This window comes from Pirellulaceae bacterium (assembly GCA_029243025.1).
In the GTDB taxonomy this organism is placed as follows: Bacteria; Planctomycetota; Planctomycetia; order Pirellulales; family Pirellulaceae.
Genome location: JAQWSU010000002.1, coordinates 61,598 through 81,740 on the forward strand (window position 1 = coordinate 61,598; position 20,143 = coordinate 81,740).

17 protein-coding genes are annotated in these 20,143 nt (G+C 52.5%); 9 read left to right on the forward strand and 8 right to left on the reverse strand.

From position 1 onward, the window contains the following. Positions 1 to 14 precede the first annotated feature (14 nt). The 3 genes from P8N76_00385 to menE are packed head-to-tail and all read left to right on the forward strand — an operon-like array spanning position 15 to position 3,219. Entirely contained in the window at positions 15 to 890 is an 876-nt protein-coding gene (locus P8N76_00385; GenBank protein ID MDG2380105.1) for a 1,4-dihydroxy-2-naphthoate polyprenyltransferase, read from the forward strand. Beyond that, the gene (menC, locus tag P8N76_00390) at positions 872 to 1,819 is read left to right on the forward strand and encodes an o-succinylbenzoate synthase (protein ID MDG2380106.1); all 948 of its coding nucleotides are present in this window, start codon (positions 872 to 874) and stop codon (positions 1,817 to 1,819) included. Before P8N76_00385 ends, menC begins: the two co-directional genes overlap by 19 nt. Continuing rightward, on the forward strand, positions 1,816 to 3,219 hold the full coding sequence (menE, locus tag P8N76_00395) for an o-succinylbenzoate--CoA ligase (GenBank protein ID MDG2380107.1): 1,404 nt from the start codon (positions 1,816 to 1,818) through the stop codon (positions 3,217 to 3,219). Before menC ends, menE begins: the two co-directional genes overlap by 4 nt. Positions 3,220 to 3,229: 10 nt before the next feature. On the opposite strand, the gene P8N76_00400 is transcribed toward menE, so the two are convergent. The 5 genes from P8N76_00400 to priA all read right to left on the reverse strand — a co-directional run bounded on the left by P8N76_00400 (position 3,230) and on the right by priA (position 11,308). Next, the gene (locus P8N76_00400) at positions 3,230 to 3,844 is read right to left on the reverse strand and encodes a hypothetical protein (protein ID MDG2380108.1); all 615 of its coding nucleotides are present in this window, start codon (positions 3,842 to 3,844) and stop codon (positions 3,230 to 3,232) included. Positions 3,845 to 4,089: 245 nt separating this feature from the next. Continuing rightward, a complete protein-coding gene (recG, locus tag P8N76_00405; protein MDG2380109.1) occupies positions 4,090 to 6,168 on the reverse strand; it encodes an ATP-dependent DNA helicase RecG in 2,079 nt (692 codons plus the stop codon). Positions 6,169 to 6,254: 86 nt separating this feature from the next. After that, the gene (gene rnhA / locus P8N76_00410) at positions 6,255 to 6,707 is read right to left on the reverse strand and encodes a ribonuclease HI (protein MDG2380110.1); all 453 of its coding nucleotides are present in this window, start codon (positions 6,705 to 6,707) and stop codon (positions 6,255 to 6,257) included. 135 nt (positions 6,708 to 6,842) lie between these two features. Beyond that, complete coding sequence (locus P8N76_00415) at positions 6,843 to 8,825, reverse strand: HAMP domain-containing sensor histidine kinase (protein MDG2380111.1); 1,983 nt, start codon at positions 8,823 to 8,825, stop codon at positions 6,843 to 6,845. Positions 8,826 to 9,025: 200 nt separating this feature from the next. Then, positions 9,026 to 11,308, reverse strand: a complete 2,283-nt coding sequence (gene priA, locus P8N76_00420; protein MDG2380112.1) for a primosomal protein N' — start codon at positions 11,306 to 11,308, stop codon at positions 9,026 to 9,028. A 183-nt stretch (positions 11,309 to 11,491) separates the two neighbouring features. Here priA and nadD point away from each other — a divergent pair, with 183 nt between their 5' ends. Continuing rightward, positions 11,492 to 12,100 carry a nicotinate-nucleotide adenylyltransferase gene (nadD, locus tag P8N76_00425; protein MDG2380113.1) on the forward strand — a complete coding sequence of 203 codons (609 nt, stop codon included), beginning with the start codon at positions 11,492 to 11,494 and terminating at the stop codon, positions 12,098 to 12,100. 17 nt (positions 12,101 to 12,117) lie between these two features. Here nadD and P8N76_00430 read toward each other — a convergent pair whose 3' ends face one another. After that, positions 12,118 to 12,378 (reverse strand): hypothetical protein, encoded by a 261-nt coding sequence (locus tag P8N76_00430; GenBank protein MDG2380114.1) that lies wholly within the window; start codon positions 12,376 to 12,378, stop codon positions 12,118 to 12,120. A 244-nt stretch (positions 12,379 to 12,622) separates the two neighbouring features. On the opposite strand from P8N76_00430, the gene P8N76_00435 reads away from it, so the two are divergent. Continuing rightward, positions 12,623 to 13,432 (forward strand): ATP-binding protein, encoded by an 810-nt coding sequence (locus tag P8N76_00435; GenBank protein MDG2380115.1) that lies wholly within the window; start codon positions 12,623 to 12,625, stop codon positions 13,430 to 13,432. 39 nt (positions 13,433 to 13,471) lie between these two features. Here the strand turns inward: P8N76_00435 and P8N76_00440 are convergent, their stop codons facing one another. Both P8N76_00440 and P8N76_00445 read right to left on the reverse strand, forming a co-directional pair. After that, the gene (locus P8N76_00440; protein MDG2380116.1) at positions 13,472 to 14,158 is read right to left on the reverse strand and encodes a hypothetical protein; all 687 of its coding nucleotides are present in this window, start codon (positions 14,156 to 14,158) and stop codon (positions 13,472 to 13,474) included. A 512-nt stretch (positions 14,159 to 14,670) separates the two neighbouring features. After that, entirely contained in the window at positions 14,671 to 15,375 is a 705-nt protein-coding gene (locus P8N76_00445; protein MDG2380117.1) for a hypothetical protein, read from the reverse strand. Positions 15,376 to 15,807: 432 nt separating this feature from the next. Between P8N76_00445 and P8N76_00450 the strand changes: the two genes are divergently transcribed. The 4 genes from P8N76_00450 to P8N76_00465 all read left to right on the forward strand — a co-directional run bounded on the left by P8N76_00450 (position 15,808) and on the right by P8N76_00465 (position 20,111). Beyond that, positions 15,808 to 17,397 carry a transglutaminase-like domain-containing protein gene (locus tag P8N76_00450; GenBank protein ID MDG2380118.1) on the forward strand — a complete coding sequence of 530 codons (1,590 nt, stop codon included), beginning with the start codon at positions 15,808 to 15,810 and terminating at the stop codon, positions 17,395 to 17,397. A 40-nt stretch (positions 17,398 to 17,437) separates the two neighbouring features. Next, positions 17,438 to 18,031, forward strand: coding sequence for a cob(I)yrinic acid a,c-diamide adenosyltransferase (locus P8N76_00455; GenBank protein ID MDG2380119.1), 594 nt, complete (start codon positions 17,438 to 17,440; stop codon positions 18,029 to 18,031). 211 nt (positions 18,032 to 18,242) lie between these two features. Further along, positions 18,243 to 19,664 carry an ammonium transporter gene (locus tag P8N76_00460; GenBank protein ID MDG2380120.1) on the forward strand — a complete coding sequence of 474 codons (1,422 nt, stop codon included), beginning with the start codon at positions 18,243 to 18,245 and terminating at the stop codon, positions 19,662 to 19,664. 108 nt (positions 19,665 to 19,772) lie between these two features. After that, positions 19,773 to 20,111, forward strand: a complete 339-nt coding sequence (locus P8N76_00465) for a P-II family nitrogen regulator (GenBank protein ID MDG2380121.1) — start codon at positions 19,773 to 19,775, stop codon at positions 20,109 to 20,111. The last annotated feature ends 32 nt before the right edge of the window (positions 20,112 to 20,143 follow it).

A 20,143-nucleotide genomic window follows, 5' to 3' on the forward strand; every position in this document is an offset into this window, starting at 1 on the left:
AAGGTAGGTTCCTGATGTTTCGTGTCTGGTTGCAAGCGGCGCGTCCCAAGACATTGCTGGCGAGTGTTTGTCCGGTAATGATTGGAGTCGCGCTGGCCTACCGTGATCACCTGTTTCATCTGCCGTCGGCTGTTGCGGCCTTAGTGGGTGCTTTATCGATCCAGATTGGTACAAACTTCTGCAATGATTATTGTGACTTCATGCAGGGGGCAGATACTGAGGATCGAAAAGGGCCGACGCGGGCGGTGCAAGCCGGTTTGGCGACGCCACGACAAATGTTGGTCGCGACGGTGCTCTCTTTCTTGATCACCGTCTTGATCTGCATTTACTTGGTTTATCGAGCAGGCTGGCCATTCGCTGTGATCGGAGGTCTCAGTATTCTGTTTGGCGTGCTTTACACGGCCAGCCGATATTCGTTGGCCTATTTGGGACTTGGGGACCTGTTCGTGCTGGTTTTCTTTGGTCCCGTGGCAGTGGCTGGAACCTACTACGTGCAATCGCTCCAATTCGCACCGTCAACCGTGATTGCTGGCCTTGCCCCGGGATTCATCTCAGTGGCTATATTGGTGGTCAATAACTTGCGCGACGTTGACGAGGACCGTTCTGCAAACAAGCGAACACTTGCCGTGCGATTTGGCCTGACCTTTGCTCGAGTTGAGTACCTGATCTGCATTTTGGCAGCTGCTGCGGTTCCCGTTGGTTTGTGGCAACTTGGCGATTTACCGGTTGGTGTCTTGATCGCTTCCCTCATGCTTGCCCCCGGTGTGGGGATGGCTCGCCGTCTTGGTGACCTGCAGGGCTCGAAGCTCAATCCGTTCTTAGGAAGAACAGCGGCGCTTTTGCTCGGCTACACCTTGATCTTTTGCTTAGGATGTGTGTTTGTGTGGTAGGGTTCCGATTTTATCGTTATTGCATACCGCTTGCCAAACCTTTGCGGCTGCACGGAGAAGACGTGACAACGCGCGCCGGGATTCTGGTGCACTCGGAAGTCACGAATGGCTGGGGTGACGCCTCACCCTTGCCCGGTTTTAGTGTTGAAACGTTTGACGATGTGTTGAAGGCCCTTCCGGGCTCTGAGCTGGAATTTCCGCCCAGCCTTCGCTTTGCTATCGATAGCGCAAACAACCAGCCAATAATAGAAACGGATCGGGTGGTGCCCGTCAATGCGTTGTTGATGGGTGATTGGGACAGCGTGCTCAGCCAGGCAGAGGCTGCTGCACAAGCCGACTATCGATCCGTGAAGCTGAAAGTTGGGCGACAATCTGAATTGATCTCTGACATTGAACTCGTCAAAACAGTCGATCGGATTCTGCGACCAGACCAAACACTGCGGTTAGATGCGAATCGTGCCTGGCGGCTTGAACAGGCTGTGGAATTCGCCAATGCAGTTCGCGATCTAAATATCGAGTACATCGAAGAACCTACCGAGTTCAGCAACGATTTGGAAAGTTTTTTCGCTGCGACGGAAATGCCATACGCGTTGGACGAAACACTTCTGGAACAGCGTGACCTGCTGCGTTACGAGAATGCTGCGGCACTGATTGTCAAACCCACCTTGCTTGGAGGCGTTAAGATGATTCGTTCGTTGCTGAATTGGGGCCTGCCTCTCACTTTTAGTTCATGTTTTGAAAGTGGGGTGGGTATTCTCAATGTGGCCCGCTGGGCCGCCGACTACGCTCCCCATACGCCTGCCGGATTGGATACCTATCACTGGTTGCAAAATGATTTGCTCGCAGATTCGTTGGACATGTCAGGCGGGCAATTGTCGCTCACTGCTACGAAGGTCGACCTCAACAGAATTGAGGAAGTGGTCCTGTGACGCGTCTTCCCTGCCCTGTCAGCCTTGCGGCCCGTCGATTTACTACTCGAATCGCCGTTCAGACGTCCACGGGTGGAAAGTCGTTCCTTGAACTCGATCGGGATGTCACGCTGGCACGTCAGCAATTTGTCGAATTGGGGATCACTGCCGGTGAACGTGTCGTGATCCAAGCCGAAAATTCTTATCGGTTGATATGTGCCGTTTGGGCCTTGTTCCGAATACGGGCGGTCACCTGTCTGATCAATCCACGTTGGCCGGAACTTGCCGTCGAAAATGCAACCAAATCTGTCGATGCAAAATTCGTTTTTTCGGAATTGAAAACCCCGACCTCCGATTTGTCGACGCCAGACGCAGCGATGATTGGAAATGAGGAACTGAGTCGTGCCACGGTGGACGATCGGGTGTTTGCCACGATTGTGTTTAGCTCTGGCAGCACGGGAAGTCCGAAGGCGATCGTCCACGATCTGAAGGCCCATTTGGCGAATGCCGAGGGAGCCAATGAAAATCTTCCCTTAGTGCCCGGGAATCGATGGCTTTTATCGTTACCTCTTTGTCACGTTGCCGGCTACGGAATCTTGTTTCGTTGCATCGTAGCTGGTGCGACGGTGATCTTGGCCCGACCGAATCGCCGATTGTCACAATTGTTGACAGACGATCGAATAAGTCACGTGAGCGTCGTACCAGCACAGTTTCGACAACTGGATACGAGCCTCGTTATGCCCGCAGCGTCGCTGCGGGCAGTTCTGCTAGGGGGAAACGCTTGGTCTTCCCGGCAGGTGTTGGCTGCTGTCGAACGAGGTTGGCCGATCTACACCACATACGGGTTGTCGGAAATGGCATCTCAGGTCACCACGAGTCCCGATCCAGTTTGTAGAGAAACGGTGGGGAAAGCAGGGACGCTTCTGTCGCGACGGCAATTAAAGATTGCGGACGACAACGAAATCTTAGTTCGTGGTGAGAGCTTGTTCCGAGGTTATTTGGTAAATCATTCGGTCAATCTACCGGTTGACTCGGAAGGCTGGTTTCGCACGGGAGACCGAGGGGAAGTCGATGGGGCCGGCTGTTTGAAGGTGCTTGGTCGGAAAGATCTAATGTTCATTTCGGGTGGGGAGAATATTTACCCGGAAGAGATTGAATATTGGTTGCAAGAGCTGCCAGATATTCAATCTGCTGTGGTGGTAAGCGTGCCGCATCCGACCTTTGGTTGTCGGCCGATTGCTTTTGTGGCAGCGGAGCAGCAACAACCCGAAGTTTGGCGACGCTTGTTAGAAAAATCGTTGCCGAAATTTAAGGTTCCAGATCAGTTTTACCAGTGGCCGACCGTTTGCCGCCGCGATGCAAAGCCAGATCGGCGCCAGTTAGCTGATCTGGCAGTGGAATTATTTGCTGCTGAGTCCTGAGTTCGAAGGATCAAGGGAATTTTAGGTTCGTCTTGGGTCGTTCGATCTGCTGTTGCAGGTTGGCGAGCTGATCACTGAGCAGGTCAATTTGCCAGTAGACATTGTCGATGAGTGCGAGCACATCTTTGGGGTTGCTCCAGGTGTCGACTCTGAGCTGAGCAAGTTCTGCGACGAGTCTCAGACGCTCTAATTCCAGTTTGCTGTAAAGTAAATTCCGTTGCGGGTTTTCAAGTGCTTGGAGGTAAACTTGTTTGGCCAAAATGGCTCTTTCTTTGGCTTGGAGCAGATGAATGTTGATTGCATCACCTCTCCCTGAACTTTGTTGCAGTGCCTTGAGTTGCAACTCAGCGACCTTCATTTGCAGTCGGCGTCGCTGCACCTCACTTGGCGAAAATGACTTTGCAACTCGTTTGTTGGCGTCTAACACTTGTTGCAGCTCTACTTTTGAAAGCTCCAGGTAGACACGCGCATATTCAACTCGTGCTTCGCTTGGATTTGGCTCTTGCTTGGTCGTTGTCTGTTTTTTTTCAGTGCCTTGCTGTTTCGCTTCCTGAGCGATGCTTGAAACATTCGCGATACCGAAAATCAAAGCCAATGCGACGAGTGTCGTCGATCCTAGTTTCATCGTAGGGTTCTCCAGTTATCCAATCAATCAGTTCATCCGGTCGCTTGACGAACAATCAGGCCAGACGATGATGACTTGCCGCGAAGATACATCCTTTTCGTAGCGTCGGTTTTGAACTCATTTGCAAAAGTCCACTCGTCAATATAGCCCGACGAAGCCGTGTCGCCACAGCCGGTCTGTCGAACAATCGGTCTGTATTGTATCCCATCCACTTTCGAAGCGACTGTAGGCATTATTGGGATGATTCAGCCCACATCGCTCAGTTGCAGCACATTACCGTAGCGTTTTAGAACCATTTTTCTCAGTCGCGAAAAATCTGGATTTTGGAGCCCCGGATCCTCCTTTAGTAGCTTGCGAGCGCGGGATCGGGCCCGTTCCAGCATGGGGGCGTCGCGACGGAGGTCGGCGACCATTAAGGGAGGCAATCCGTGTTGTCGCGTGCCGAACAGTTCGCCGGGACCTCGTAGTCGAAAATCGATCTCGGATAACTCAAAGCCATCGTTTGTTTCGACGAACGCTTGCAGTCTTGCTTGAGCGTCTTCAAGCTTGGGGGCGGCAAACACGCAGACAAAACCCGAGTGTTCTCCTCGGCCGATTCGCCCGCGTAGTTGGTGCAGTTGAGCAAGTCCAAAGCGTTCGCCATGTTCGATTGTCATGAGATTGGCGTTGGGAACGTCGATGCCGACTTCGACGACCGAAGTGGCAACGAGGACTTGTGTTTCGCCTCGCTGAAAGCGTTCCATGGCTGCTTGTTTTTCCGCGGATGACATGCGTCCATGCAGCAGATCCAGTCGGAAGTCAGCTAGGGGACCGTTCGTGAGGTTTTCTAAGGCTGCTTCGGCGCTCGTCGTTTCATCATCGTTGTCGTGAACAAGTGGGGAGATCACAAAGCCCTGTTGGCCTTCTCGCAGCTTGCGTCGATAGAATTCCCACCATCGATCTCGTTGTGATTCGTCGGCAAGGTAGGTGTGCACTGGCTGTCTTCCCGGCGGGCGCCCTCGCAGGACTGAGACCTCCAAGTCACCGAACACAGTCATCGCCATGGTGCGTGGGATAGGAGTTGCGGTCATCACGAGATAATGAGGAGTGAAGCTTTCTTGTCGCAGCATCGCTCTTTGTATCACGCCGAATTTATGTTGTTCGTCGATGATGACGAGTCCTAGTTGTTTATAGTCGAGCTGTTGTTGAATAATGGCTTGAGTGCCGATCAAGATTCCTACACTACCGTCAGCGACAGCGGCTAACGTCTTACGACGGTCAGCGGCCGTGCTGGCTCCCGTTAGTAAACGCATTTCAACTTGACTGTGACTTAGCAAACGGCTGAGCGTTTGGAAGTGTTGTCGAGCAAGGACTTCGGTAGGTGCCATCAAGACGGCTTGATGAGTATGAGCGACCGTCAGCAGCATGGCGTAGGCTGCGACGGCTGTCTTGCCGCTGCCGACGTCTCCCTGTAGGAGTCGATTCATTGGAATGGTACCAGCGAGATCTGTGGTGATTTCGCGAATTGCAGCATCTTGATCCTGGGTGAGTTCAAAGGGAAATAATCGGCGGATTCGTGCGTCGATCTTGGCAGAGATTGTTAGTGCCGGTGCACTTTGAACAGTTGATAATTGTTGTTGTCGCATCGCGAGACCGACTTGCATTACAAGCAATTCTTGAAAAATTAGGCGGTCGCGAGCAGCCGACAATTGGTTTTGGTCTGTTGGTTGATGAACTTCTTGCAGAGCGGTTTGAATAGGGCAGATTTGTTCTGAATCGATAAACGCTTGTGGAAATACCTCGGGGACTTGGTCAAGCACCGATTCGACCACAATTTTTGTGATGCGACGGATTTCGTGCTGCTTGAGCCCCTCGGTGAGCGCATAGATGGGCAGGATTTCGCCAACCGAATCCTCCGGTTGGTCGATGTGCGTGATGCGGGGGTGGGTGAATTCCCATCTCAGTCCTCGGCGTCGGGGAGCTCCTGAAAGCATCAATGATTGCCCAGGGCGAAATTTGTCTCGCATGAAGGGCTGGTTGAACCAGGAGGCTCGAACAACGTTCGTGCCTTGTCGCAACAGAACTCCCAGCATGGTTTTTCCCGATCGGGTGACACGCTGTTCGATCTCGACGACTTCGACCAAGAGGCTGGCCGGTTCATTTTCACGCAGTTGCTCGACAGTGAGACGTTGAGAAAGGTCGAGGTAATCGCGTGGGAAAAAAAAGAGTAAATCCTGGGCGGTTCGCAAACCTAGCCGCTCAAGCTGCTGGGCACGGTCAGGTCCAACGCCCTTTAGAAATTGAGCCGGAGTGGCGAGCGTCCAATTTGCCGAATTCGAATCCATCAGCGAATTCTAGCCTGAGAGGATAGCGATCGAAAACCCGCTTGAAACCGTTTCTCTGTTTTGATTCGAAGTCTGACCGAGGACCGTTAGCGATATTGTTGGTAGGCTGCGACGGCCAATTCGTCGCAACGATCGTTTTCTGGATGGCCACTGTGCCCCGCCACTCGGGTGTAGGTGAGCTGATGTTGACTCAATAGTTCATCGAGTTGACGCCACAAATCCTCGTTTTTTACCGGTTTCAGTTGGCCCTTTTCTTTTCGTTTCCAGCCGTTGGACTTCCACTTTGGCATCCATTCCGTCATGCCTTTACCCACGTAGACGCTGTCTGTGAACAATTCAATGCTGCAGGGGCGCTTGAGCGCTTCCAGGCCCCGCACGACCGCAGTCAGCTCCATCCGATTATTCGTTGTTTCAGATTCACCCTCGGAAGCTTCCATCTCCTTGCCCGTTGCCAGATGCCGAAGAATGTATGCCCAACCCCCTGGGCCTGGATTTCCGCTACAGGCGCCGTCGGTAAAAAGATGAACTTGAGCCGACATGCAAAATTCCTTTTTTGATTCCCAAGGTAACGATCAGGATCCACTATCCGTGCGAAGTGGCATCCCGATCTATCACTGTGTCTGTCCAAAGGGCCGTGTCTGAAGTGAATCACTGTGTCTGAAGTGAATGGAGGCTTAGCCATTGGGTGAAGATGGCAAGACGGATTCTCCGCTCGTGTTGGGTGGATCCGACAAAGTGGGTTCGGTTGTCGTGGATTCAGCCAACCCAGAGTTTGTTCCCCGCATCGCGTTTGCTCGCTGAGTCTTGGTGGCTTCTTCAAGTCTGGCGGCCAACGTCGATTCCATCCGTGGAGATGCCTTGCGATGCCAAGGCAGACGAGCTGTAAACTTGCTGCCTTTACCCAACTCGCTTTCAAAGCTAACCTCGCCACCGAGCAAACGGCATAATTCTTTCACGATCGAAAGTCCCAGGCCGGTGCCCGAGAATTGTCGTGTCAGATTGTCGCCTCCCAGGATGGTTGAACCTTGGCGGAATTTTTCGAAGATTATTTTTCGATCATCTTCACTGATGCCGACACCCGTATCCTCGACCGTGAGGACGAGAAAACCTTCGTGGTCCCGATCGGCGGTCACGGAAATTCGTCCACCTTCAGGCGTGAATTTGATTGCATTGGACAGCAGGTTGGTGAGAATCTGCTGGACCTTACTTTGGTCTTGGTGCATCGCGGGCAGGTTCGATTGCACATTCACCGTGAGGTCAATGTTTTTTTCTTCTGACAACGCCCGCACCAGGTCGCACTGTGCTTTGACGACAGGGCCGATGGAAAAGTCGGTTAATCGAACGTCCATCTTGCCATTTTCCATCTTGGCCAGATCCAAAATGTCGTTGATCATTTCGAGCAAGATTCGTCCGGAAGTCCCGATGTTGTTGACGTAACGTTTTTGTTTGCCATTTAGCGCGTCGATGCCGGCGAGTACGTCTGAAAAGCCGATGATGCTATTTAGTGGCGTACGCAGTTCGTGGCTCATGTTGGCGAGAAAATCACTCTTCAACCGATTCATCTCATGCAGTTGCATGTTAGCTTGCGCCAGTTGATCCAGTTTTCCGTCGAGATCCACGTTCACGTTGCGGAGAGCTTCTTGAGTGTCCACGAGGTGACGCAACATACGATTGAAGGATGCAGCCAAATCTTCGAATTCATCGTTGGTTTGGATGTCGGCTCTTAGGTTCGTATTGCCGCGGCTGATTTCATCGCTCACATCTCGTAAGTGATTGAGCGGTTTGACAACAACATAACGAACGACCAGATAGAGGATGATGACTGAGAGGAAGACTGTGATAATTGCTGTCGCCAGAAGGATCGCCCGACTGCGGATCACAGCCGTTTGCGTCTCACCACTTGGGATCGTCACTTTGACAACACGTAACGGTCCGCGCAGTTCTTCATGCGGTTGCTGTTCTGCGGTTTGAAAGACTCCTCCGTTCATCTTGTGGCAAGTGACGCAAGTCTCACGCCAATAAACAGGCTGGAAGTAATAGTAGTTGTCGCGACGTGCCTCCAAATGAGAAACTGGAACTAAACGTTCCGCCGGTTCGCTTTCGTTCTCTGCCGTGGTTGCCGGGTCAATCTCGGCGGCAGGCGTTTCGGTCGATTGCGACGGGTTACTATTGGGAACCGGCTGAACCTCTCCCGCTGTGGCTGATTGGTTTGGAATCGGCCGTTTTCGCACTTGCTCTTCTTGTTCACGTTGGAGCTTCTGCATAATCGACCGTTCCTTCTTGGTCGGTATGCGCGTCTGGTCCATCGCTTTGTCGATATTGCCAACTGGATCGAGTAAGAGGATTTCCCAAACGTAGTTCTGCGTCGTGAGGTCGCGATCGATCGCTTCGACCCAACGTTTCCAACTCTCGTGGCTCGACGGATCGGTGGTCTCACCCAGTGGATCAATATGTTCAAAGTGATAACGGAGTACGCTGAGGTCGACGAAGTCACGACCCGTTTGATGAGTCTTTTCTTTGACCAAGTGCTCCGCGATTCGTTCGGCGTACCAGAACGCGCCCGTAATGAGCAAGAACAGGCAAGCTCCAAACAGGACCAAGCACTTGCGCTCTAAATTGGTCTCGCCAAGGACGCGTTTGAACGAACGATACGACATAATTGGGATCGTTGCCTTCGTTGCTATTCGAAAGGATTAGCCGGTAAATTCGCCACAACGACTTTGAACCCGACGCAGACGCGGTGGGCTACAGGACGATCGCAAAAACTTGGCGACGAATTCGCGATGCGGGAGATGTTTTACCTAGCATCTGTATTTTACGGAGCTTGATGATTCGAAGCCAGACCGATTCAAGCTCTCTACATCATGTCCACCGGATCGACGTCAATGATCCATTGCACGTCATCAGGCGCATGAACGGCGGTTTGGGCGGCACGCAACGCCTCTTTTAGCGGGGTAATTGAGGTAATTTGCAGGAGCATGTGGAAGCGGTATTTTCCTCGTAACTTTTCAATGGGCGCCGGTGCCGGACCGAGTAAGCGAAATTGGTCGTCATCGGCCAGTCGTATTCGGAGCAGATCGGCGATGCTTTCCATCACTTGTTCGGTTTGGGTTTCGCTAGTCCCTCGGGCAATGACGCGAATCATACGGCCGAACGGTGGATAATTGAATTGTTCTCGAATCGGTAATTCGTAATCGGCGAACCGATGGTAGTCATGGCGTTCCGCAGAGCGGATCGCGATGTGCTCGGGGTTGGAAGTCTGGACGTAAACGCGCCCCCCCTTCGGCCCGCGACCTGTCCGGCCTGCCACCTGAGTAACCAATTGAAAGGTTCGCTCAGCGGCCCGGAAATCAGGCAGGTGTAGCGCTGTATCGGCGTTGATGACACCCACAACGGTCACATTCGGAAAGTCGAGCCCTTTGGCAATCATTTGGGTTCCCACCAGAATTTGAACCTCACCTCGACGAAAACGAGACAGTGACTCCTCGTGACTGCCTGGCTGTCGCATGGTGTCCGAGTCCATTCTTAAGCAGGATGCGTTCGGAAAGCGGGATCGTACTTCTGCCTCCAATCTTTGTGTTCCCTGGCCGGAATAGCGGATGCCTTCGAATTTGCATTCCGGACAGACCGGCGGGGCCGGTATTTGGTAATCACAATAGTGACAAACTGCGATTTCACCTTGGCGGTGGTGGGTCAACGCCAATTCGCAATGTGGACAGCGGACAACTTCACCGCAGGCCGGGCATTGGATGTGAGTTGAGAAACCGCGGCGATTGAGTAGTAAGATGACCTGCTCGGTTTTCGATAGAGCTTGTTTCATCGCCTGTTGCAGTTGCCGACTGATCGCACCTCGATGTTGTCGGCTCTGAAAACAATTGCGTAGGTCAATGGTGACGACATCAGGCAACGGTAAATTCAGAACTCGTCGCGGCAATGAAATGAGTCGTGAACTGCTGGTTTTTGCACGCTGCCAGCTTTCGAGCGAGGGTGTTGCGGAACCGAGAATCAACGGAATGTTTTCCATCTGAGCTCGCTGGTTGGCCACATCACGAGCATGGTATCGCGGTAAGGAATCCTGCTTGAATGAACTATCATGCTCCTCGTCAATCACGATTAGTCCCAGTTGCGGTGTAGGCGCAAACACGGCACTGCGCGCGCCCACAACCACGTTCACTTCACCGGAGGCAATTCGTTTCCAATGCCAGTTTCGTTCTCTGTCGGTGAGATGGCTGTGCAGCACGGCGACTTTGGGAAATCGGGAGCGAAACCGCCGTTGGGTTTGTGGTGTGAGACTGATCTCGGGCACGAGAACAATTGCCTGACGACCGTAGGTCACTACTTCCTCAATCGATTGAATGTAAACTTCGGTCTTGCCGCTGCCCGTAACGCCGTGCAGCAGAATCGTTTCGTGCTGTCCGGATTGCACTGCCGAGATAATTGCCCCTATAGCCGACTGTTGATCAGGATTTAGATTGAGCTCCGTATGGTGTTCGGGCGAGGCAACGGACACATCAATGTCTTCTACTCGTGATACTTTTGAATCAACCAGACCTTTTTTGATCAAACCCTTCAAGGGCGAATCTGTACATTCGATTGCAGACTTGATCTGTTGTGCGGTGAGCGGAGTTTGTGAGCTTGCCAAGTGTTTGAGGATTGCCGCTTGTTTCGAAGGCAGTTTGAGTTGAGTGAGTCGAGCGGCGATATGAGTCGGAACCGAATAGAATGTGCGCTCTCGCGTGCCGGCTTGGTACCGAATGGCGGCGGGCAAGACGCCTTCCAGAGCTTTACCCCAGGTCGTGAGATAATGGTCCGCCATCCACCGGGTCAACCGCAGCATGGCGGGGGATGCCAAAGGAGTCTCATCCAACACAGCCGAAATTGATTTGAGACGCCGTTGGACACTGCTTTGTGTTGTGACGTCGACGCAGTAGCCGACGACAGAACGATTGCCACGACCTAAGGGGACTCGCACTCGCTTGCCTACCACAACATCATCTTGTAACTCGTCGGGGACAAGGTACGAGTAGGCATCTGCGACTCCCTCGGCAAAGACGACCGATGCGATGCGGCGCTCCGACTCGTCGTCTAATTGCCAAGGGTCGACCTCGACCTCGAACAGTTCTTTTTGTTCATCGAACATAGAAAATCAATTTCGCTGTCGCCAGTTTCTGATTTTGCAGCACACGAGTGCCATTATGGCAGCCCGTTATTCACCCGGGAGGTCGAATCGAATAGGATCTGGCAGGCTCGTGTGAAAATCCTGCAGGGCTCAGCCCGGGCTCATTGTGTACGCGGTTGTCTGTTTTTTGAAGGACGCACTCTTATGAGATTGGGTATTCTTGGCGGTTCATTTGACCCGGTTCACTACGCGCACCTGCTGATGGCCGAAATCTGTCGGGAGGCCTGTCAGCTCGATCAAGTCTGGTTTTTGCCCGCTGCAGTCGCACCCCACAAGCAGAATCACCAAGTTTCCGACGCCCTTCACCGAGTTGAAATGTTGAAATTGGCGATTGGTGGGCACTCGTCATTTCGAGTTTCCGATCTTGAGCTCAAGCGAGGTGGAGTAAGCTACACCGTGGAAACGTTACGGCACATCCGGTCGCAACAACCGGACGACAACTTATTTTTCATAATGGGAGCCGATTCTCTGCGAGATTTTCCAACTTGGCGACAACCCGAGAAGATTTGCGAATTGGCAATGCCTCTCATTGTTGCTCGGCCAGACTGGCCCAACCCGGATTATCGTGCCCTGGCCGCACTCGTTGGCCCGGAGCGTGCAGAGCAAATTCAACGGTCAGCCGTGACCATACCCTTAATGCAGCTCAGTAGTACGGAGATTCGACAGCGTGTCAGCCAGCAGCAAAGTATCCGCTTTCGGTTGCCTCGCGCCGTGGAAAAATATATCGAAGCTAACCGACTTTACCGTGGCTAGCAACGCAATGAATTCGTTCAGGCACTGCGTCGCAAGCCAAAATATTCCCGCAGAGGTTCTTGAACTTCCACGTGGAAAAGTTGTGGATCGGAGACCAGCGCGTTGATAACCTGGTCGAGTTGCTCCATTGGATTTAACGCCAAATCGACAAAAAGCCATTTTTGGCCGGCAATCTCGCAACTGCCACTCGCGGCTCCGCCCAGCCATTCGTGCCGAATTCCATAGCCCATTCTTTGGGCAAGATCCAAAACGCCGTCCAATAGTTCGACCGTATGCATGCGGTTCCTCTTCCATCCTTGGGCTTTCTTCGCTGCGAATTGCGGACGAATTATAGGCTGATCTCTTTCAGTAGCCCAGGTGAATTCGACGATACCCAACTAAGGCACCGCTAAGTCAGCGCCGGCCAACGCTCTCTGTTTGGCGAGTCCGATCATGCTTCGCGGCATCTAGTGCGGCTCAGCTAAAGTGGGGTGTTTTGGGGGACAGCGTCAACATCGTTCAAAACCAGGCAGTCGAAATACCATGAATGAATCCGAACTGATTCGGCAGCTACGACGCGAAAATGAACAGCTTCGTGAGCAGCTGTTAGCAACCCAAAAACTTAGCTCTCTGGGAGAATTGCTCAGCACCACGACCCATGAATTCAACAATGTGTTGATGACCATCATCAACTACGCCAAGATCGGCTTGCGTCACACGGATCGGGAAACGCGAGACAAATCATTGCAGAAAATTCTGGCAGCGGGAGAGCGCGCCTCGCGGATTACCAACAGCGTACTCGGAATGGCACGTAATCGGGCCAATCGATTCGAGGCTACCAGTTTGCAGAAGCTTATCGACGAAACACTGATCCTGCTCGAAAGGGAAATGAGCAAATATCGGATTTCGATCGATCGTGAGTTTGCCGCGGTACCCGATGTCTTCGCCAACGGAAATCAAATCCAGCAAGTCATCTTGAATCTGATGATCAACGCTCGACAGGCCATGCCCGATGGGGGAACCTTACTACTCGGTTTGTCCCATGACCAAAATCTTGGAATGGTGGATCTGATGGTTCGAGATACCGGGTCCGGTATTCCTCGTGAAAAGCTGCCGCGAATTTTTGATTCGTTCTTTACCACGAAAAATGGACCCGACGAGAGCGGCAAGGGGGGAACCGGATTGGGGCTCGCTGCCTGTCGAAATATCATCGACGCCCATCAAGGACGAATCCGAGTTGAGAGCACGGTGGGAAGAGGAACTGCCTTTACCATCAAGTTACCCGTTTTCCAGCCTGCGGAGTCGGGTCCGGTGTTGTCGCCAGGCCTTCATCGCCCGGAGCAATCGGTGTAGAAGCGGAGCAATCTTTGCCAATCCGCTCGAGCGAACGGCTTACTCTTCCGATACGCGCCGCCCTGGGCGGCCGGCTCGTTTCTTTAACTTCATGTACTGTGGTGGTGGTACGACGTTGTACATCCTCGCGTAGAGATCGCGTAAGATTTTCTGTTCCAACGCGATATCCCGTCCCTGTGGAATCCAGCCCAGCGTCATTTGACCACCGATTCGTTTATCGCTGGGTCTGACCAACGATCCGTCGTATCTTTGAATCACACCACCCACGACAGCTGCCTCGGGGCGAGCGAGGTCTTCAAGTTCCTTCCGCACGATAATCTGGACACCGTATCCGGCGGAGGATGGAGAGACTCGGATTTCTGCTTGACGACGCATCGATTGAAATGTGCTTTCCCAGGTCTGAAAACCGGGTGTGCGATCTTTTCGCCAGATTTCAAGCACGGTTGGGGCTGTTTCTGGCCGAGTTGCGATGTGACCTTCGGTCCTCACATTGCCGATCACTCGCACGCGCTCTTCATGGCTGATATCGAAATAATCGTCGATCGTATCGACAATCTGATTCCAGGCAAAATCCTGGTCGCTGACGGGGATCTCAAGAGGATTGGGCAGTTGGGCCTGAGGACCCGAATTAAATATGCGGCATCCGCAAAAACTCATAGCGAACAGGCAAATCGTCACCGGCGTGAGAAAGTTGCGTATCTGAATGATGGGCTGCGTTTTATTCATGCCAGTCCGATTACAGGAAAAACCACTATTCTGCTTGGCGCGGAGTGTCCTGGAAACAGGCATCAGCTGCAAGGCCAGTCATCCTGCGGAAGAAATGCATGGGCGATGCGTCGAATTCGTGAGTCAGAAAATCAACTCGAGCGGTGCTTCTGCTGGCGGTGCTTTCAGTCCCGGCGGGCTACAGGTGATCCGATTGCCGGTCAACGAGAGTTACTTGAGTTACGTGAAGCCTCGGACTTTCCACTGTCGTATGAAGTTTCCGACGCCGTACGAAAGGGACCCGAAAGAATACCTGCGGAGATGCTAAGAAGAGAAGAAAGCGGGAGGTGACGGAAGGGGCCAATTTAATCTTTCGGGCCTCAGTTCTGACGCAATCAAGCTTTCTTGTTGCACGCATCGCGTGGCCCGGGGGCATTCGAGACGTCTTTTGGCGCTCGGACGGACGTGAGTCGTTCGGTCAGCAAGACATGATCTTTGACGGAGTGAATCGGAAGGGCGCGAGAATTGCTCTCTTAGCCGTAAGTTGCATCCATGCCGAGTCGTGTCTTAAGCTCTTCAAATTGCTGCAAATAGTCGTCGCTCGATGAATGGACATGTTCGGCTTCTGTGATGAACTTCATCTCATTCTGGCAGTCAATCCCGTAAGAATTTAGAATCTTTTCGTAGGGATCTAGTTTTTCACCGTAAACGATTAGCAATTTGTGTTCGTCGAATTGGATTTCTTGGGGGATGCTGGGATTGAGCACCGCGAGTCCGGTGCAGCCATCGTTTGTGAGCAGATCTTCAAAATCCCAGAGTGTGCTGAGCAGCACGGGCATATCCATGTGTTCGCGATAGAGATCGACATGGCCGGTGCCGTTACGCGTGTGGCTCGTCTCCAAGACAACGTCCACGACACTCCCTAATGGTTCGAGCAATTCGATAAAGAGTTCAAACAGATTTTCGTGGCTTGCCGACGCCATGATCACGGGCAGCTTGGTGTTTGAGTCTTGATCCTCGTAGGCGTCGTGTCGATAACCCTGACTTGGAATCACCTTCAAGTCGTAGGATGGTCGAATCGCTTCGGTCAAAGTGAAGGAACCGTATTTTCGAACGCCCAGATGCGCCTCTAATTCGTCCTTCGACAGTTGTCCGAAACTGCTCGTGTCGGAGTTCGACGAAACGGTTTGGTCTTCCTCTTGGAAGACGTTTTGAAAGAAGTTCTTCAGAAAGCCCATCAGTGAACCTCAAATAGCTGTCGTGCGAACGGTGTGCGGGCAAGGGAATAAATTATGAATATTCAAACCTAGTTCAAACTCATCCGTCGCGACGTCAGCGAGTCGTTCGCCATCACTGGCTTGGAAGAACCGCAACGAAATAATCCTTACAAGTCGCGGAATCAACGGGACGTGGCGTCTGGCAGGGTAACGGGAATGCGGAGCTTGACTTAGGACGAGTCCTAGAAGTCTAGCACTCGTCGTGTGCTGAAGGCTGGAACTCGGCCTCGAAAATAAACAATGCTCGGCTCGGCAAGTCCAGGATTCGCGGATCGGGCTGAGTTTGTCAGTTTTGGTTCGGATCAACGGGACGCATCCCGTCGATTCTAGAACTCGGTATACTTCAGGAGAACGACTGTCGAGATGCCTGTCTTCCAGAAGGAGTGAGTGGGAATGTTGGCTTTATGTCAGCTGAAATTGGTTGTGCCCGGCCTGCTTGCAACGATCGGGCTGGTGGCAATGGGAGTCGGTTGTGCTCCGTCAACTGGTGATTCGGAATCGCCAAGCCTCGCACCTGCGATTTTGGAGTCACAAGCTTCGCTGCCCGCACCCGTCGTTACAACCGTTGATATCGATGATGCCGAAACATGGGATCTGATTCGCATATCGGGCCAGCCTATCGGCTACCAGGTGACACGTTGGAAACGAACGGTGGTCCAGGGTGTGGAAGTGCGACAGATTTCGGCAGAGTCCCGGTTGAAGCTGCAGCGATTCGGGCAGGTGACCGAGGAGACCATGTCCATCGTGAGCCGGGACAGCTTGTCAGGGCAACTGCAGTCGTTTGCCACGCGGATTGCGTCGGGAAACAATCCAATCGTAACAACGGGGCTGCTTTTAGAGGGCCAGTTGAATCTGGAAACGGTAGGGGGAAGTCAGGCACAAACCTGGATTCTGCCGGTGCCAAACGGTTGCGGCGGTCTGTTTGCCGTGGAGAGTAATTTGTTGTGCCGGCCGATGCTACCGAGGGAAAGTCGTTCGCTGACTGCCTTTGTGCCCGTCGTAAATGTTGTCTCGACCGTGGAGCTGACGGCCTTGGAAATGGAGCATGTTCAGTTGCTCGGGCAGACCGAGCAATTGTTGCATATTGTCAGCCAGACAAGTCTTGCCTCTGGACAATCGCTGCGAGCTGATTTGTGGTGTGATCGAGCGGGGCAAATCCTCAAAAGCGAAATGGGTGCTCTACAGCAGGAGACGATTCGTGTCCAAAAGCAGATTGCCTTGAGTGAAATCAAAGGGGAGTTCGATTTGGGGAATGCATCGATTGTGAAGATCGATCCTCCCCTGCCCTCGCCTCGTAAGACTGGGCAAGTTCGTTATCTGGCGAAGTTGGAAAATGAAAATCCTGCCGCGATCTTTGCCGAACGTCCTTATCAACGAATTTTTCCGATTGATGAGCGTCGGGCAGCGATTCAGGTCACCGCAGTGCGTCCCTCGACGATGGATTCGCCCGTCGAGGATACGCGACCGCAGGATTCCGATCGGCAGCCTTCCGCTGCCATCCAAAGTCGTGATCCGCTGATCCAAAAGTTAGCCAATCAGGTCGTGCCCGTTGATGATGATCCCTGGACCGTTTCGGTTGCCATTGAAAAATTTGTTTATGACTACGTGACTGAGAAAAACTTTTCGACCGCGTTTGCCACCGCTGCGGAGGTGGCAAAAAATAGGTCTGGGGATTGTACCGAGCATGCGGTTCTGACGGCTGCAATTTGTCGTGCACGCGGCATTTCAGCTCGAATTGCAATTGGACTGGTTTACGTTCCCGCACAATCTGGATTTGCTTTTCACATGTGGAATGAAGTTTGGGTGCAAGATCGATGGCTCCCGATTGACGCGACTTTGGGGCGGGGAGGAATTGCTGCGGATCATCTTGTCTTGACGACAAGCAGTTTTGATGCTCAGCAATCGTTTGCGAGCTTTCTACCTGTGATTCAGACGATCGGCCAACTTACGCTCGTCGTGGAGGAGGTCGAATCAAGTCCATGACGACTGGTCGGAGAAATTGGACGAGATATGATAGGCTCACATGACCTGTATTCGAGACGAGTTGAAAGATAAAGATGAGGTGAATTCGGTGCGCATCTACACCAAAACAGGAGATGAAGGTGAAACAGGTCTTGTTGGAGGCGCGCGGATCGCGAAGGATGACGCGAGAATCGAGGCCTACGGCACGATCGACGAACTCAATGCAGCAATTGGCGTGGTGCGCAGTGTTCGTCCCGTCGCTGATCTGGATCCGCTACTGGCGGCCATTCAAGGTGATCTTTTCAGTCTAGGGGCCGAGTTGGCTTCTCCTGCAGCAGGACCTGCCAAGCATCCAGCTATCACTGATGACCAGATCGGCCAACTTGAGACGAGCATTGACAGCTGGGAGGCCGATTTGCCGCCCTTGCACAATTTTATTCTGCCGGGAGGGAGTCTCTGTGCGGGCCATTTGCATTTGGCGCGGGTTATCTGTCGACGTGCGGAACGACGCGTGGTCACGCTTGCTCGCACCGATTACGTAGCAGCTTCTGTGATCCCTTTTTTGAACCGCTTAAGCGACTTGCTGTTCGTGTTGGCGCGGGCGGAAAATGCCAAACGCGGCGTTGCGGATACGATTTGGAAGTCGGACCGCTAGGGAGTCACTTTCTCGATAGTGAGTCCTTGCAAAGATTTTGCTTGAAAGGGTGCTTTATTCTCAAAACGCGATTGATTACGCTATGGCCTTATTGCGAACTGCAATTAGGCACTGCGGTTTGTACCATTGCCTTCTGGTTCAGCATGGTCGAATTTGGCATCGACGGGCGGCTTGCTGGCGTTTTGTAGTCCCAACGGCGGGGGATTTACTAATGTCGTGGCGACGTCTAATTGTCGTATTTACAGTTCTGATCGGTTTCTCAACAGCATTTTCACACACCGTTTATGGTCAGGAAGAACCAGCGGTATCCACGCAAGATGCGATCGCGACCAGCGTGGACAAAACGACTTCTGTTGCACACACCGCCTTGGAGGCGGCCAACAATGCTTGGATGATGACATCCGCTGCTCTGGTGCTTTTCATGACTGCTCCGGGTCTGGCTATGTTCTACAGTGGTCTCGTTCGGAAGAAGAACGTGCTGAGTGTCATGATGCAGTGTTTGTTCTTAATGGGATTGATGACGGTGATTTGGGCGCTTTGGGGGTATTCGTTGAGTTTTGGAGCGGCGGACGGAGCCAATCCTTACATCGGAAACAGCGAATTCCTCTTCATGAACAATCTGACGATGAAGGATGGCGTTGCGCCGGGTGATGGTTTGCCCGTGCTGACCTTCATGGTTTTCCAGGGCATGTTTTTCATCATCACACCCGCGCTGATTTGTGGAGCGTTCGCTGAACGGATGAAATTCAGCTCCATGGTGGTTTTCATGATTTTATGGGGGACGTTGGTTTATTGTCCTCTCTGTCATTGGGTCTGGGCTGGCGGAATTCTCGCCCACGGTGCCGAGGGAGCTTGGGGTGGCGGTGCATTAGATTTTGCCGGCGGTACGGTGGTACATATCAGTTCCGGTGTTTCCGCATTGGTAATCGCCATTGTGATTGGGCGCCGTTTGGGGTTCGGTACCGAAGACATGCGTCCTCACAATATGACCTACACGGCTTTAGGTGCTGGAATGTTGTGGGTGGGTTGGTTTGGGTTTAACGCGGGTAGCTCGGGTGCTTCGGACGATTTGGCCGCAAACGCGCTCGTTGTGACGCATTTCTCAGCAGCGGCGGGAGCTATTGTTTGGGCGGTTGTCGAATGGATTGCACGTGGAAAACCAAGCATTTTGGGTACCGCTTCGGGTGCGGTCGCCGGCTTGGTTTGTATCACCCCCGCATCGGGTTATGTCCAGCCGATGTCGGCTCTCGCGATAGGTGCTGCCGCTGGAGTCGTTTGTTACTTTGCTTGTGGAGCTTTGAAAAGTGCGATGGGTTATGACGATTCGTTAGATGCCTTCGGAATTCACGGCATTGGAGGCGCGCTGGGTGCGATTTTAACGGGTATATTTGCCACGACGGATGTTAATCCGGGTGGTGCAGACGGCCTGATGTACAATGCGACGGACGGCATGCAATTGTTAATTGGCCAAATTGTCGCCGTAGGAGTTACGGTTGTTTTTGCAGTCGTTATGACGCTAATCCTAATCAAGCTGTTAGACGTCACGATTGGGATACGAATTAGTCAAGAGACAGAGATTCGTGGTTTAGACATCAGCGAACACGGTGAGGAAGGTTACTTGCTCTACTCTTGATGGTGAGGTGATGCGATCTCCTTCAAGGGGGTTGCGAAGCTTGGCATGAAAAGGGTTCCAAAACTGTTCGTTTGATCGACCAGCGTTGTCGCACAGGAGTTTAACGAGATGAAAAAAATCGAAGCAGTCGTTCGACATTTTAAATTAGAAGAAGTAAAGAATGCTTTGTCAGAGCAAGGTGCTCATGGAATGACCATCACCGAAGTACGTGGCTTCGGTCGGCAGAAGGGTCACAAAGAAACCTATCGCGGTACCGAATACACAGTAGATTTTGTACCCAAGGTCAAAATGGAGATTGTTTGTGCCGACAGTCAGGTGCAAGCGACGCTTGACGCGATTATGCGTGCGGCTCAAACGGGGCAAATTGGTGACGGAAAGATTTTCGTTACCAATTTAGAGACAATCGTTCGAATTCGCACCGGGGAAACGGGTGAAGACGCACTGTAAGTGCGTCCTCTCTGCATGAAACTGGCTCCCAC

What these genes read in the sequence shown, in the direction of transcription:
- P8N76_00435 (MDG2380115.1), top strand. Translation starts at nt 12,623, where the DNA reads ATGAATGAATCCGAACTGATTCGGCAGCTACGACGCGAAAATGAACAG.
- rnhA (MDG2380110.1), bottom strand. Translation starts at nt 6,707, where the DNA reads ATGTCGGCTCAAGTTCATCTTTTTACCGACGGCGCCTGTAGCGGAAAT.
- P8N76_00430 (MDG2380114.1), bottom strand. Translation starts at nt 12,378, where the DNA reads ATGCATACGGTCGAACTATTGGACGGCGTTTTGGATCTTGCCCAAAGA.
- P8N76_00400 (MDG2380108.1), bottom strand. Translation starts at nt 3,844, where the DNA reads ATGAAACTAGGATCGACGACACTCGTCGCATTGGCTTTGATTTTCGGT.
- menC (MDG2380106.1), top strand. Translation starts at nt 872, where the DNA reads ATGTGTGTTTGTGTGGTAGGGTTCCGATTTTATCGTTATTGCATACCG.
- P8N76_00385 (MDG2380105.1), top strand. Translation starts at nt 15, where the DNA reads ATGTTTCGTGTCTGGTTGCAAGCGGCGCGTCCCAAGACATTGCTGGCG.
- P8N76_00460 (MDG2380120.1), top strand. Translation starts at nt 18,243, where the DNA reads ATGTCGTGGCGACGTCTAATTGTCGTATTTACAGTTCTGATCGGTTTC.
- nadD (MDG2380113.1), top strand. Translation starts at nt 11,492, where the DNA reads ATGAGATTGGGTATTCTTGGCGGTTCATTTGACCCGGTTCACTACGCG.
- P8N76_00465 (MDG2380121.1), top strand. Translation starts at nt 19,773, where the DNA reads ATGAAAAAAATCGAAGCAGTCGTTCGACATTTTAAATTAGAAGAAGTA.
- recG (MDG2380109.1), bottom strand. Translation starts at nt 6,168, where the DNA reads ATGGATTCGAATTCGGCAAATTGGACGCTCGCCACTCCGGCTCAATTT.
- P8N76_00450 (MDG2380118.1), top strand. Translation starts at nt 15,808, where the DNA reads ATGTTGGCTTTATGTCAGCTGAAATTGGTTGTGCCCGGCCTGCTTGCA.
- P8N76_00455 (MDG2380119.1), top strand. Translation starts at nt 17,438, where the DNA reads ATGACCTGTATTCGAGACGAGTTGAAAGATAAAGATGAGGTGAATTCG.
- P8N76_00415 (MDG2380111.1), bottom strand. Translation starts at nt 8,825, where the DNA reads ATGTCGTATCGTTCGTTCAAACGCGTCCTTGGCGAGACCAATTTAGAG.
- P8N76_00445 (MDG2380117.1), bottom strand. Translation starts at nt 15,375, where the DNA reads ATGGGCTTTCTGAAGAACTTCTTTCAAAACGTCTTCCAAGAGGAAGAC.
- P8N76_00440 (MDG2380116.1), bottom strand. Translation starts at nt 14,158, where the DNA reads ATGAATAAAACGCAGCCCATCATTCAGATACGCAACTTTCTCACGCCG.
- priA (MDG2380112.1), bottom strand. Translation starts at nt 11,308, where the DNA reads ATGTTCGATGAACAAAAAGAACTGTTCGAGGTCGAGGTCGACCCTTGG.